General features: G+C 76.5%; 14 protein-coding genes and 1 tRNA gene. 10 read left to right on the top strand and 5 right to left on the bottom strand.

Annotation, left to right across the window (positions count from 1 at the left end):
* Positions 1–107: 107 nt before the first annotated feature.
* The 5 genes from ET526_RS10195 (at position 108) to ET526_RS10215 (ending at position 3,975) form a co-directional block, all read left to right on the top strand.
* Positions 108–368 (top strand): hypothetical protein, encoded by a 261-nt coding sequence (locus ET526_RS10195; protein WP_135467585.1) that lies wholly within the window; start codon positions 108–110, stop codon positions 366–368.
* Positions 369–463: 95 nt separating this feature from the next.
* Positions 464–1,153, top strand: a complete 690-nt coding sequence (locus tag ET526_RS10200) for a class II aldolase/adducin family protein (RefSeq protein ID WP_135467586.1) — start codon at positions 464–466, stop codon at positions 1,151–1,153.
* A 60-nt stretch (positions 1,154–1,213) separates the two neighbouring features.
* Positions 1,214–2,917 (top strand): tetratricopeptide repeat protein, encoded by a 1,704-nt coding sequence (locus ET526_RS10205; protein ID WP_135467587.1) that lies wholly within the window; start codon positions 1,214–1,216, stop codon positions 2,915–2,917.
* Between the two features lie 102 nt (positions 2,918–3,019).
* Positions 3,020–3,913 carry a 4-(cytidine 5'-diphospho)-2-C-methyl-D-erythritol kinase gene (locus ET526_RS10210; RefSeq protein ID WP_135467588.1) on the top strand — a complete coding sequence of 298 codons (894 nt, stop codon included), beginning with the start codon at positions 3,020–3,022 and terminating at the stop codon, positions 3,911–3,913.
* Positions 3,904–3,975 (top strand) — tRNA-Gln (locus ET526_RS10215). The genes ET526_RS10210 and ET526_RS10215 overlap by 10 nt, the downstream gene beginning before the upstream one ends.
* A gap of 17 nt (positions 3,976–3,992) precedes the next feature.
* Here ET526_RS10215 and ET526_RS10220 read toward each other — a convergent pair.
* The 4 genes from ET526_RS10220 to ET526_RS10235 form a co-directional block, all read right to left on the bottom strand.
* Entirely contained in the window at positions 3,993–4,859 is an 867-nt protein-coding gene (locus ET526_RS10220; protein WP_158295554.1) for a sulfurtransferase, read from the bottom strand.
* Positions 4,856–5,251 carry a RidA family protein gene (locus tag ET526_RS10225; protein ID WP_135467590.1) on the bottom strand — a complete coding sequence of 132 codons (396 nt, stop codon included), beginning with the start codon at positions 5,249–5,251 and terminating at the stop codon, positions 4,856–4,858. Before ET526_RS10225 ends, ET526_RS10220 begins: the two co-directional genes overlap by 4 nt.
* A 196-nt stretch (positions 5,252–5,447) precedes the next feature.
* Positions 5,448–5,870, bottom strand: a complete 423-nt coding sequence (locus ET526_RS10230; RefSeq protein WP_135467591.1) for a CBS domain-containing protein — start codon at positions 5,868–5,870, stop codon at positions 5,448–5,450.
* A gap of 114 nt (positions 5,871–5,984) precedes the next feature.
* Positions 5,985–6,953, bottom strand: coding sequence for a Bug family tripartite tricarboxylate transporter substrate binding protein (locus tag ET526_RS10235; RefSeq protein ID WP_135467592.1), 969 nt, complete (start codon positions 6,951–6,953; stop codon positions 5,985–5,987).
* 310 nt (positions 6,954–7,263) lie between these two features.
* Between ET526_RS10235 and ET526_RS10240 the strand changes: the two genes are divergently transcribed.
* Complete coding sequence (locus tag ET526_RS10240) at positions 7,264–7,947, top strand: DUF1194 domain-containing protein (RefSeq protein WP_240048346.1); 684 nt, start codon at positions 7,264–7,266, stop codon at positions 7,945–7,947.
* Between the two features lie 24 nt (positions 7,948–7,971).
* Positions 7,972–9,081 carry a 2-aminoethylphosphonate--pyruvate transaminase gene (locus ET526_RS10245; RefSeq protein WP_135467593.1) on the top strand — a complete coding sequence of 370 codons (1,110 nt, stop codon included), beginning with the start codon at positions 7,972–7,974 and terminating at the stop codon, positions 9,079–9,081.
* Positions 9,082–9,093: 12 nt separating this feature from the next.
* On the opposite strand, the gene ET526_RS10250 is transcribed toward ET526_RS10245, so the two are convergent.
* Positions 9,094–9,342 (bottom strand): DUF1289 domain-containing protein, encoded by a 249-nt coding sequence (locus ET526_RS10250; protein WP_135467594.1) that lies wholly within the window; start codon positions 9,340–9,342, stop codon positions 9,094–9,096.
* A 102-nt stretch (positions 9,343–9,444) separates the two neighbouring features.
* On the opposite strand from ET526_RS10250, the gene ET526_RS10255 reads away from it, so the two are divergent.
* The 3 genes from ET526_RS10255 to ET526_RS10265 form a co-directional block, all read left to right on the top strand.
* A complete protein-coding gene (locus tag ET526_RS10255; RefSeq protein WP_135467595.1) occupies positions 9,445–11,115 on the top strand; it encodes a formate--tetrahydrofolate ligase in 1,671 nt (556 codons plus the stop codon).
* Positions 11,116–11,257: 142 nt separating this feature from the next.
* Positions 11,258–11,788 carry an RNA polymerase sigma factor gene (locus ET526_RS10260; protein ID WP_240048347.1) on the top strand — a complete coding sequence of 177 codons (531 nt, stop codon included), beginning with the start codon at positions 11,258–11,260 and terminating at the stop codon, positions 11,786–11,788.
* Between the two features lie 73 nt (positions 11,789–11,861).
* Positions 11,862–12,332 (top strand): tetratricopeptide repeat protein (locus tag ET526_RS10265; protein WP_135467597.1); only part of this gene is annotated, 471 nt, incomplete at its 3' end.

Here is a 12,332-nt window from a genome sequence, read left to right on the forward strand (position 1 = left end):
CGGGGCGGGATGTGGCCGGTCGCGGCTTTGTCGGTTCCGGCGCCGGCCGCGGATGCTTAGATGCGCGCGGCGCCGGAATCGCGCCGGGTCGATTCGTGGAGGAACAGATGTCGCCAACCCGCATTGCCGTGCTCGCCCTCGCCGGCCTCGCCACCGCCTCCCTGCCCGCCTGGAGCGCCTCCCCGCCGCGCCAGGACCGGGAATCGGCGGTCATCGAGCGGCTCAACGAGGAGAGCCTGCGCCGCGCCCGCGCCGGCCAGGACGCGCTGACGCCGGGGCCCGACACCACCCGGGAGCTGAACCGCCGCAGCGAGGACGCCGCCCGGCAGGGCCAGGAGATGCCCCGCCCGCCCATGCCCTTCCGCTGAGGCGCCAGGGCCGGCCCGTCGGAGCGGCGCCCGCGCGCCCTGACGGGCGGCCCGTGATCCGGGCGGCGGAGGTCGCCGCCCTTCCGGGGGGATCCATGCCGAGCATCCATGGCGCGGCGCGCGGCCGGACTCCCCGTCGCTCCGGCGGGGAGGCGGCGCGCGAGGCCCTCCTCGCCGCCGCGCGGGCGCTGGACGCGGCGGGGTTCATGCCGGGCAGGTCCGGCAACCTTTCCCTCCGCACCGCGCGCGGCTTTCTCATCACCCCCTCCGGCCTGCCCTACGCCGACACCGCGCCGGCCGACCTGGTGGAGCTCGCGCCGGATGGGGCCGTGCTCTCGGGCCATCGCCGTCCCTCCTCGGAATGGCGCCTGCACGCGGCGATCTATGCGGCGCGGCCAGAGGCGGGGGCGGTAGTGCACACCCACAGCCCCTTCGCCACCGCCCTCTCCTGCGCGCGGCAAGGCATTCCGCCGCTGCACTACATGATCGCGCTGGCGGGCGGGGAGGACATACGCTGCTCGGCCTACGCCACCTTCGGCACCGCGGCGCTGGCGGAGGCGGCGGTGGCGGCGCTGGCGGGGCGGCGGGCGGCGCTGCTCGCCAACCACGGCGTCGTCGCCCTCGGCGCAACGCTGGCCGGCGCCGAGGCGCTCGCCTTCGAGGTGGAGAACCTGGCGCGCCAATACCTCGCGCTGCGCGCCGCGGGGCTCGCGCCGGTGCTGCTCGGCGCGACCGAGATCGCGGAAGCGCTGGCGCGCTTCGAGGACTACGCGCGGCCCGGCTGAGCGGTGGAGGCGGCGCGCGGCGCTGGCGCCGCGGGGGGCGGGCTGCTAGCCTTCCCTTCCATGAGAATTCGGGGTTCTCCCTGGCGGCTTGCGCTTCTCGGGGCCGCTCTGCTCTCCGCCTGCGCCGCCGGCGGCGCCCCGGCGGGGCCTGCGCCGCGCGCCACCGGGGAGCCGGCGCCCGGCGCGCTCGGCGCCTATCTGGTCGGCCGCTTCGCCGCCTCGGAGGTGGACACCCGCACCGCCGCCGACAGCCTGCTCGCCGCGCTGCGCGCCGACCCGGCGCAGCCGGAGCTGCTGAACCGCGCCTTCGTCGCGGCGCTGCTCGACGGCCGTGCGGAGGCGCAGCGCCTGGCCCGCCGCCTGCCGGACAACCCGGCGGCGCGGCTGCTGCTGATCGGCGGCGACGTGCAGGCCGGCCGGTGGGAGCGCGCCGAGCAGAGGCTGCGCACGCTCGAGCGCGGCGGCCCGGCGCAGCTCCTCCAGCCGGTGCTGCTCGCCTGGGCGCAGTTCGGCCGCGGCCAGCCGGAGCAGGCGCTGGCCACGCTGCGCCCGCTGGTCGAGGCCAACCGGCTGCGCAGCCTCAACGCCCTGCACGCGGCGCTGATCGCCGAGCTCGCGGGACGGCCGCGCGAGGCCGAGCGCATGGCGCGCCTCGCCATCGCCGAGCAGCCGAGCCCGCCCTGGCGCCTCGCGCTGCTCGTCGCCGGCGTGCTGCACCGCGCCGGCCACCCCGCCGAGGCGCGGCGCCTGATCGAGCAGGTGGCGGCGGGGGGCGAGGATGCGGGACTCGCGGCGGTCGAGGTGCTGCGCCGCAACAAGCTGGCCACGCGCGACGTCACCTCGGCCGCCGAGGGCATGGCGGAGGCCTATGCCGCGCTCGCCGGCGCGCTGCGCAGCCAGGGCTCGCCCGACTTCTCGCTGGTGCTCGCCCAGCTTGCGCTGCGGCTGCGGCCAGGGCACGCACCCTCCCTCGTGCTCGTCGCCGACGTGCTGGGCGAGCGGGGCCACGAGGACCAGGCGATGGAGCGCCTGGCCCTGATCGGCCCCGCCGATGCGCTGGCGCCGGTGGCGGCGCTGCGCCGTGCCGCGCTGCTCGACCGGATCGGCCGCACCGAGGAGGCGGTGGCGGCGCTGCGCGACCTCGCCACCGCCTACCCGGCGCAGCCGCAGCCGGTCACCCGGTTGGGCGACCTGCTGCGCCGACGCAGCCGCTTCGCCGAGGCGGCCGCCGCCTATGACGAGGCGCTGGCGCGCATCGCCAGCCCGGGTGCGGCCGACTGGCTGCTGTTCTACGCCCGTGGCATCGCCCATGAACGCTCGGGCGACTGGCCGCGCGCCGAGGCCGACTTCCTGCGCGCGCTCGAACTCTCCCCCGACCAGCCCTACGTGCTGAACTATCTGGGCTACACCTGGGCCGACAAGGGCAAGAACCTGGAGCGGGCGCGGGCGATGCTGGAGCGCGCGGTGGAGCTGCGCCCGCAGGACGGCAACATCGCCGACAGCCTGGGCTGGGTGCTGTTCCGCCTGGGCGACCTGCCCGGCGCCATCCGCTGGCTGGAGAAGGCGGTGGAGCTGGAGCCGCGCAGCAGCGTCATCAACGACCATCTGGGCGACGCCTACTGGGCCGCCGGCCGCCACCGGGAGGCGCGGTTCCAGTGGCGCCGCGCCCTGGCGCTCGATCCTGAGCCCGAGGAGGTTCCGAAGATCGAGGCCAAGCTGCGCGACGGCCTGCCCGGCCACTCGGCCAGCCACGCGCAGCGCTAGAGCCGGCTCCCGCTCCCCCGGCCCACGCCACATGCGCCAGCGCCCCGAGGCACGCCGTCCAGGCGATCCCGCCCGAGCGGGAGCCGCTGCAGGCCCCCGCCCATGATCCGTGAGGCGGCGCCGGCCAAGGTCAACCTCTACCTGCGCGTCACCGGGCGGCGGGCGGACGGCTATCACCTGCTCGACAGCCTGGCGGTGTTCGGCCCGGCGGCCGACCTCGTGGAGGCCGCGCCGGCCGAGGGGCTGACGCTGACCGTGGCCGGACCCTTCGGCGCCGCGCTGGCGGCCGAGCCGGACAACCTGGTGCTGCGCGCGGCGCGGGCGCTGGCCGCGGCCGCGGGGATCGCGCCACAGGCGGCGCTGCGGCTCGAGAAGCGCCTGCCGGTCGCCTCCGGCATCGGCGGCGGCTCGGCCGATGCGGCGGCGGCGCTGCGGGCGCTCGACCGGCTGTGGGGCCTCGGCCTCGGGGCGGGGGCGCTGGCGGAGGTCGCGGCCGGGCTCGGGGCGGATGTGCCGGTCTGCCTCGCCTCCCGCCCGGCGCGCATGGGCGGGGTGGGGGAGGCGCTCCTCCCCGCCCCCGCGCTGCCGCCCTGCGGCCTGCTGCTGGTGAACCCCGGCGTGCCGCTCGCCACCCCCGCCGTGTTCCGCGCCCGCAGCGGCCCCTTCTCGGCGCCCGCCGCGCTGCCCGAGGGCTGGGCGGACGCCGCCGCCATGGCCCGCGACCTCGCTGCGCTCGGCAACGACCTCGAGGCGCCGGCGCGGGCGCTGTGCCCGGCGGTGGGAGAGGTGCTGGCGGCGCTGCGGGCGCTGCCGGGCTGCCTGCTCGCGCGCATGAGCGGCTCCGGCGCCACCTGCTTCGCCCTGTTCGCCGATGCCGCGGCGGCGGAGCGGGCGGCGGCGGAGCTGCCCGGGGCCTGGTGGCGGGCGGCAGGGGCGCCCGGGGGCTTTACGCCGGGGCGGGACGGCGCCTATTCCACGTTCGGCGCTGGGGCGTAGCCAAGCGGTAAGGCAGCGGATTTTGGTTCCGCCATGCGGAGGTTCGAATCCTCCCGCCCCAATCCCGCCCGCCCGGACATCATCCGGTCTGCATCGGCAGGGCCGGGTCGCGGCCCCATTCGTCCAGGCTGCCGTCATAGACCGCGACCTCCTGCCACCCTGCGCGCCGAAGGGCGAGGGCGAGGTTCGAGGCGGCGATGCCGGCGCCGCAATAGGCGATGACGCGCGCGCCGGGCGGGATGCCGGCCTCCCTCGCGCGGGCCGCCACCGCCTCGGGCGCGAGGAAGCGGCCGGTCGCGGGATCGGTCAGGGCCACCGCGGGCAGGTTGCGGCTGCCGGCGATGCGGCCGGGCCGGTGGTAGCGCACGCCGCCCGTGCCGGCATGCTGCTCCGCCGAGAGGGCGTTCACCACCACCGCGCCGGGGTCGGAGAGGGCGGCCAGCACCTCCTCCCGCCCGGCGATCAGGCAGGGGCGCGGGCGGGGCGTGAGCACGCGGCGCGGCGGCGGCGCGGCGGGGCCGGACTCCACCGGCAGGCCGGCGGCGACCCAGGCGTCGAAACCGCCATCCAGCACCCGCACCGCGTCGAAGCCGAGCCAGCGCAGCGTCCAGAAGGTCCGCGCCGCCCAATTGCCGCGCACCCGGTCATAGACGACGACGCGCATCCCGTCGCCGACGCCATGCGCGCCGAAGGCCGCCGCCGCCGCGTCCGGCGCCGGCAGGGCGAAGCGCAGCCCCCGCCCGCGGTCCCACAGCCATTCCAGGGCGTCGAGATGGACGCTGCCGGGGATGCGGGCGGCGAGGAAGGCCTCGCGCGCGCTTTCCGAGAGCAGGGTGGAGAGGTCGGGCGCCGGGCGCTGGAACACCGTGCCGTCCAGCACGGCGAGGCCGGGAGCGCCAAGCTCGCGCGCCAGCGCCTCCGGCGCGATCAGCAGGGGGTCGGTCACGGCAGCACGGCGATGGCGCTGATCTCGATCAGCGCGTCGGGGGTGGTGAATTTCGACACCTCCACCATGGTGGAGGCCGGCGGCGTGCCGGGGAAGTAGGCGCGCCGGACCTCGTGGATCGCGGCGAAATGCTCCATGTTGCGGACATAGACGTCCACCCGGCACACATCCTCGAGCGTGCCGCCCGCCGCCTCCAGCGCGGCCTTCAGGTTCTCGCAGACCTGGCGGGTCTGCGCCACGATGTCGCCGCGTCCGACGATGGCGCCGTCCGGGCCCTTGGCGAGCATCCCGGAGACGAAGACCAGCCGCCCCTTCGCCTCCGCCACGATGGCCGGGGCGAAATGGCCCGAGGGCGGGGGCAGGCGGTCGGAGACGATGGCGCGCTTCGGCATGGTGTCCTCCCCTGACGGCGCGCCCCCGCGGCGGAGGGCGCGCGGCGCCATGCTACAGCGCGATCCGCTCCGGTGGATCGCGCCTCCGCTCCCCGCCGGGCCGGATCGCCGCCCTGGCGCTCCCGTCTCCGCGGATCGGGCGCCAGCGGCCGGGTTTGCCGGCCCGAGGCGGCCGCGCGCAGATGCGGCCGGCCTGTCAGAGCCGCTCCCAGAGGTGGCTCTCCTCCTCGAGCCTCGCCTGCTCCGTCCCCTGGAAGTCGCCGCGCGAGACGATGCCGAGCAGCCGCTCCCCGTCCACCACCGGCACGTGGCGGAAGCCGCAGTCGCGCATCAGCCGCAGCGCCTCGATGGCGCGGGCGCGCGGGCCGAGGCATTCGGGCCGGGGCGTCATCACCTCCCCGAGCCGGGTGCGGGCGGGGTCGCGCCCCTCGGCCAGCATGCGGCAGATCGCATCCCTGCCGGTGAAGATGCCGAGCAGCCGGCCCGCCGCGTCGGTGACGAGGACGGCGCCGATGCGGCTGTCGCGCATCCGCTGGCAGGCCTGCTGCACCGTGGCGTCGGGGGGCAGGGTCACCGGCGTGCGGCGGACGATGATCTCCTGCATGGGGCGGTTGGTCATGGAGGGCTCTCCCGCCTGCGGAACCGGACGTGTGCAACGCAAACGTCATACCGGGCGGGTGCGCCCCCGGGCTTGATCCGCCGCAAGCGGGGGCGCGCCGTTCCGCTTCCGGCCCTATTCCGGCCTGAAATTGGCGAGGCGCAGCAGCTCCACGTTGCGCGCCACGTCGCGCTCGATGAAGGCGGCGAATTGCTCGGGTGTCTCGGCGACAGGCTCGATGCCCATGTCGGTCAGGCGCTGCACCACGTCGGGCTCGCGCATCCCCTCCCGCAGGATGGCGTTCACCCGCGCCACGATCTCGGGCGGGATCCCCCGCGGCGCCCACAGGCCCCACCAGGAATAGAATTCCAGCCCCGGCATGCCGGACTCCGCCGCCGTCATCACCTCCGGCACCGCCGGGCTGCGCTGCGGCGCGGTGATGGCGAGGGCGCGCACGCGGTTGGCGCGCACCTGCGGCACCAGCGCCAGCATCGGGTCCAGCAGGAGCTGGATGTTGCCCGCCACCAGGTCCTGCACCGCCGGCGCCGTGCCGCGGTAGCTGGCGATCGGGATGTCGAGGCCGGAGAGGCGGTTGAACTCCACCGTCGCCAGGTGCCCCGCGGCGCCGAGGGAGGAGGTGCCGAAGGTCCAGTCGCGCGGGTTCGCCCGCGCCGCCGCCACCAGCTCGGTGATGGTGGTGGGCGTGCGGTCGCGGTTCATCACCAGCAGCAGCGCGCCCTGGCCGGTGCGGGCGACCGGCACCAGGTCGCGCAGCGGGTCGTAGCCGGGCTCGCGCATTACCCAGCGCGCCATCACCTGGATCGAGGCCGAGGCGCAGAAGGTGTGGCCGTCCGGCGCGGATTGCGCCACCGCGATGCCGCCCACCGCGCCGTTGCCGCCGGAGCGGTTCTCCACCACCACCGGCTGGCCGAGGCGCTCCTGCAGCTTCTGCGCGGCGATGCGCGCCATGGTGTCGGTCGAGCCGCCAGGGGTGAAGGGAACGATCAGGCGGATCGGCCGGTTCGGCCAGGCGGCCTGCGCGCGTGCCGCGGGCGCGGCGAGCCCGCTGGCGGCGAGGCCGAGCAGAAGGTCGCGTCGCTGCATGGATGAAAGCCCCCCGAATGGTTGTTAAGCGCATTATGGGCGGGGCATGCGCGGCGTTGGAAGCCTTGCTTTCCCCGCGCCGCGCCCGGCGCGCGTTGCGCCCGTCCGCGATCCGATCCGCGGCGCGATCCGCCGGGCGGATCGCGCGTCCGCCCTCGATCGGGCGGTCGGGAAACGGCCGGGAGCGCGCCTCCACCCTGCAACCAATGGGGCTGGCGCCGTTTCCACGACCACAGGCGAGTGGAAACGGCGCCAAGCCCCCCGCCGCCCTGCCTCGGCGGCGGACAGCAACGGGAAACCGCTTCGCGATGTGCCATTCCCGCCCACGGGGCCGGGCCGCGGCATGAACCCCGTGGACCTCGCCCTCTGCCTCGCCGTGGATGTCTCGGCGAGCGTGGACTACGACGAGTTCGCGCTGATGGTCGGCGGCTACGCCGCGGCCTTCCGCGACCCCGGAATCGCCGCCGCCGTCGCCGCCGGGCCGCGCGGCGCGGTGGCGGTGGCCATGCTGTTCTGGTCGGATGCCGGAGCGCAGGAGGTGGCGGTGCCCTGGATGCGCCTCGACGGAGAGGAGGCGGCCGCCGCCTTCGCTGAGGCGGTGGACCTCGCGCCCCGCCTGCCGCGGCCCGGCGCCACCGCGCTGGGGGAGGGGATGGCGGCGGGCCTCGCCCTGCTCGCCCGCTGCCCGGCCGAGGCGACGCGCCTCGCCCTCGACGTCTCGGGCGACGGGCGCAACAACCAGGGCCGCCCACCCGGGCCGGTGCGCGATATCGGCGTCGCCGCCGGCGTCACCATCAGCGCGCTCGCGGTGCTGGACGAGGAGCCGGACCTCCTCGAGCACTACCGCGAGGAGGTGATCGGCGGGCCCGGCAGCTTCGTCATGCACTGCCCCGACTACGCCGCCTTCGCCGAGGCGATCCGCCTCAAGCTGCGGCGGGAGATCGGCGGGCTTCTCCTTTCCGGGCCCGGCATGCGAGAAGGCGGACGCGGCTGAACGCGCCTGAAGGTTGATAACGCCATGCTCCTGCTCATCCCCGGCCCCGTGCGGACCCGGCCCGAGGTCCGCGCCGCCATGGCCGAGGACATCGCCCCCTGGGACAACGAATTCCGCGCCGTCTATGCCGGCATCCGCGAGCGGGTGCTGGAGATCGCCGGCGGCGTGCCGGGCCTGCACGCCACCCTGCCGCTGCAGGGCTGCGGCCACTTCGCGCTGGAAGCGGCGATCCGTAGCCTCGTCCCGCCGGGCGGGCGCGTCCTGGTGCCGCTGAACGGCAGCTACGCCCGGCGCGCCGCGCGCCTCGCCCGCGAGGCGGGGCGGGAGGTGGTGGCGCTGCCCGGGCCGGACACGAGCCCGGTGACGGCCGGGGAGATCGCCGCGGCGCTCGCCGCCGACCCCGCCATCGGCCATGTGCTGATGGTGTACAGCGAGACCGGCAGCGGCATCGTCAACGACGCCGGGGCGGTGGGCGCGGCGGTGCGCGCGGCGGGGCGGCGGCTGATCCTCGATGCGGTCTCGGCCTTCGGCGCCCTGCCCTTCTCCCTCGCCGCGCATCCGGAATGCGACGCGGTGGTGTTCACCTCCGGCAAGTGCCTGGAGGGGATGCCGGGCATCGGCTTCTGCGTGGCGCGGCTCGACCGGCTGGAGGCGGGGCGGGCCGGCTCCTGGTCCCTCGACCTCGCCGATGTGCACGCCCATGCGCTGCAGTCGGGCTGGGGCAGCATCCGCTTCACCCCGCCCGCGCAGGCGCTCGCGGCCTTCGCCGTGGCGCTCGACCTGTTCGCGCGCGAGGGCGGGCAGCCGGCGCGGCTCGCCCGCTATGGGGAGAACATGCGGGTGCTGTACGAGGGCGTGCGGGCGCTCGGCCTGACGCCGTATCTGGAGCGGCGGCACCAGGGGCCGGTGATCGTCACCGTGCACCAGCCCGCCGACCCCGCCTTCGCGCTGCAGCCCTTCGTGGACGCGCTGAAGGCGCGCGGCGTGCTGATCAGCAACTTCCACAACACCGAGGCGCCGACCTTCCGGGTGGGCTGCATCGGCGCGGTGACGCCGGAGGAGATGCGCGGCGCGGTGGCCGCCATCGGCGCCGCGCTCGGCGATCTCGGCGTCAGGCGGCGCGAGGCGGCCTGACCGGGCGGCCGGTCAGGCGGGCCCCTCCCCGGCGGCGAGCGGGGAAGCCTCCTTCTTCTTGCGCTTCTTCCGCGCCGCCTTGCCCACCGGCCATCCCGCCGCCCGCAGCGCGGCGAGCCGCGCGGGCAGGGCGGCGCGGATCGCCGCGCGCCGCTCCTTCTCCTTCTTCCACGCCTTCTTGTCCTTCCGCGTCATGCCGCAGCCGAGGCACCAGCCGGTCTCCTCGTCGTAGCGGCAGACATCGATGCAGGGGCTGCCCATGCGGGGGGGACGCCGCAGGGGCGCGCCAGGTTCCCACTGCCGCTTGCCCCGGCCGGGAGGGGAGGATAAGCGCGCGCCCGCTCGCACAGGGGGATGCACCGCATGGCCACGGATCTCGAGATCGCCCGCGCCGCGAGGCTCCGGCCCATCGCCGACATCGCCGCGCGCGCCGGCATCCCGGAGGCCGCGCTGATCCCCTATGGCCGCCACAAGGCGAAGGTGGAACTCGGCTTCGCCGAGGAGGCCGCGGCGCGGCCGCCGGGGCGGCTCGTGCTGGTGACCGGCATCACCCCCACCCCGGCGGGCGAGGGCAAGACCACCACCACGATCGGGCTCGGGGATGCGCTGAACGCCCTCGGCACCCGGACCGTGATCTGCCTGCGCGAGCCCGCCCTCGGCCCCTGCTTCGGCGTCAAGGGCGGCGCGACCGGGGGCGGGCGGGCGCAGGTGGCGCCGATGGAGGAGATCAACCTCCACTTCACCGGCGACTTCCACGCCGTCACCAGCGCCAACAACCTGCTGGCCGCGATGGTGGACAACCACCTCCACTGGGACAACCCGCTCGGCCTCGATCCGCGCCGGATCACCTGGCGCCGCAGCCTGGACATGAACGACCGCGCGCTGCGCGGCATGGTGGTCGGGCTCGGCGGCCCCGCACAGGGCGTGCCGCGCGAGGACGGCTTCGACATCGCCGCCGCCTCCGAGGTGATGGCGGTGCTCTGCCTCGCCGCCGGCCCCGCCGATCTGCAGGCGCGGCTCGGGCGCATGATCGTCGGCCAGGCGCGGGACGGGCGCGCCGTCACCGCGGCCGACCTCAAGGCCGCGGGCGCGATGGCCGCGCTGCTGCGCGACGCGCTCGCCCCCAACCTGGTGCAGACGCTGGAGGGCACCCCGGCGCTGGTGCATGGCGGGCCCTTCGCCAACATCGCGCATGGCTGCAACAGCGCGATCGCCACCAGGCTCGGCCTCGGCCTCGCCGAGGTGGTGGTGACCGAGGCCGGCTTCGGCGCCGATCTCGGCGCGGAGAAGTTCCTGCACATCAAGTGCCGCAGCGCCGGCCTCGCCCCCGCGGCCTGCGTGGTCGTCGCCACGGTGCGGGCGCTGAAGATGCACGGCGGCGCGGCGAAGGCCGATCTCGGGCGGGAGGATCTGGCGGCGCTGCGCCGCGGCCTGCCGAACCTCGCGCGGCACGTGGAGAACATGGGCAAGTTCGGCCTGCCCGTGGTGGTGGCGCTGAACCGCTTCGACACGGACACCCCCGCCGAGACCGAGGCGGTGCGCGCCGCGATGGCGGCGCTCGGCGCCGAGGCGGTGCTCTGCACCCACTGGGCCGAGGGGGCGGCGGGGGCGCTCGCCCTCGCCCGCGCCGTGCAGCGGCGCCTGCGCGGCGCCGCGCCCCGCCTCGCGCCGCTCTATCCCGATTCGATGCCGCTGGCGGAGAAGCTGCGCACCATCGCGCGGGAGATCTACCGGGCGGCGGAGGTGGCGATCCCCGCCGCCGCCGCGGCCCGGCTGCGCCGGTTCGAGGAGCAGGGCTTCGGCCACCTGCCGGTCTGCGTGGCCAAGACGCCCTACAGCTTCAGCGCCGACCCGACGCTGCTCGGCGCGCCGGAGGGGCATGTGCTGCCGCTGCGCGAGGTGCGGCTCTCGGCCGGCGCCGGCTTCGTGGTGGCGATCTGCGGCGAGGTCATGACCATGCCCGGCCTGCCCCGCCGCCCGGCGGCGGAGGGGATCGGCCTCGATGCCGAGGGGCGGATCGAGGGGCTGTTCTGAGCCCCCTCCGGCGCGGGGATGGCGCCGCACGCGAACGTGCGGGGCCAGCCCTCTCGCCACACGCAAGGGTGTGCGGGGGAGGGCGGTCCGACATCCTTCATTTCGTATACTCTCCGGCCCTCTGGCGTGGGGGGAGGGGCCGGTGACGGTCGTGCAGCAGGCAGGCGCATCCGAGGCGCAGCGGTTCGGCTCCGCCCTGGCCGAGGAGATCCCGCGGCTGCGCCGCTTCGCCCGGCTCCTGGTCAAGCGCCCGGAGGCGGTGGAGGATCTGGTGCAGGAGACGCTCATGCGCGCCATGGCGGCGCAGGGGCAGTTCGCGCTCGGCACCAACCTGCGCGCCTGGCTGTTCACCATCCTGCGCCACGCGCGCGCGGCGGAGATGCGGCGCGACGCGCGCAGCCCCTTCCTCTGCGCCGACACCCTTCCCGAAGCGCCCGTCTCCGGCGGGCAGGAGGAGCGCCAGGCGGTGCGCGACCTCGTCGCCGCCTTCCGCCGCCTGCCGGCGAACCAGCGCGAGGCGCTGTGGCTCGTGGTGGTGGAGGGGCTCGACTATGCCGAGGCGGCGGCGATCCAGGGCGTGCCGCCCGGCACGCTGCGCTCCCGCCTCTCGCGGGCGCGCGACGCGCTGCGCCGCGGCATCGGCCTCGAGACGGCGCCCGACAACGGGCCGTGAGGCGCCCCGGCGCGGGGCGTTGCGTCCCCCGCCGCCCCTCCGCAGAGTGGGGCGATGTCCGCCCCGATGACGCATGACACGCCCTGACGTCCTGGCCCTGCTCCGCGAGGGTGCCGAGCGGCACCGGCGCGGCGACCTCGCCGGCGCCGAGCGCCTGTACCGCCAGGTGCTGAAGCGGCGGCCCGACACGCCGGACGCCCACAACCTCCTCGGCGTGCTCGCCCGTCAGCGCGGCGACCCCGAGGGCGCGCTGCGCCACATCGCGCGCGCCCTCGCCCTTGCCCCCGAGGCGCCGCTCTTCCTCGCCAACCGCGGCGCGGCCCTGGCCGAGGCCGGCCGCCTGGACGAGGCGGTGCTGTCGCTGCGCGCCGCGCTCGCCCGCCAGCCCGAGGACGCGGTGACCCTGCGCAACCTCGGCCAGGCGCTGTCCGCCCTCGGCGATCCGGCGGCGGCGATCGCGCCGCTCGAGGCCGCCACGGCGCTGCAGCCCGACGCGCCCGAGCCCTGGCTCGCCCTCGCCCATGCGCGGCGCGAGGCGGGGGAC

The sequence above is a fragment of the Crenalkalicoccus roseus genome (genome assembly GCF_004761865.1).
GTDB lineage: Bacteria > Pseudomonadota > Alphaproteobacteria > Acetobacterales > Acetobacteraceae > Crenalkalicoccus > Crenalkalicoccus roseus.

Excerpts from the sequence above, each read along its gene's own strand:
- ET526_RS10195 (WP_135467585.1), top strand. The coding sequence starts at position 108 with ATGTCGCCAACCCGCATTGCCGTGCTCGCCCTCGCCGGCCTCGCCACC.
- ET526_RS10200 (WP_135467586.1), top strand. The coding sequence starts at position 464 with ATGCCGAGCATCCATGGCGCGGCGCGCGGCCGGACTCCCCGTCGCTCC.
- ET526_RS10205 (WP_135467587.1), top strand. The coding sequence starts at position 1,214 with ATGAGAATTCGGGGTTCTCCCTGGCGGCTTGCGCTTCTCGGGGCCGCT.
- ET526_RS10210 (WP_135467588.1), top strand. The coding sequence starts at position 3,020 with ATGATCCGTGAGGCGGCGCCGGCCAAGGTCAACCTCTACCTGCGCGTC.
- ET526_RS10225 (WP_135467590.1), bottom strand. The coding sequence starts at position 5,251 with ATGCCGAAGCGCGCCATCGTCTCCGACCGCCTGCCCCCGCCCTCGGGC.
- ET526_RS10230 (WP_135467591.1), bottom strand. The coding sequence starts at position 5,870 with ATGACCAACCGCCCCATGCAGGAGATCATCGTCCGCCGCACGCCGGTG.
- ET526_RS10235 (WP_135467592.1), bottom strand. The coding sequence starts at position 6,953 with ATGCAGCGACGCGACCTTCTGCTCGGCCTCGCCGCCAGCGGGCTCGCC.
- ET526_RS10245 (WP_135467593.1), top strand. The coding sequence starts at position 7,972 with ATGCTCCTGCTCATCCCCGGCCCCGTGCGGACCCGGCCCGAGGTCCGC.
- ET526_RS10250 (WP_135467594.1), bottom strand. The coding sequence starts at position 9,342 with ATGGGCAGCCCCTGCATCGATGTCTGCCGCTACGACGAGGAGACCGGC.
- ET526_RS10255 (WP_135467595.1), top strand. The coding sequence starts at position 9,445 with ATGGCCACGGATCTCGAGATCGCCCGCGCCGCGAGGCTCCGGCCCATC.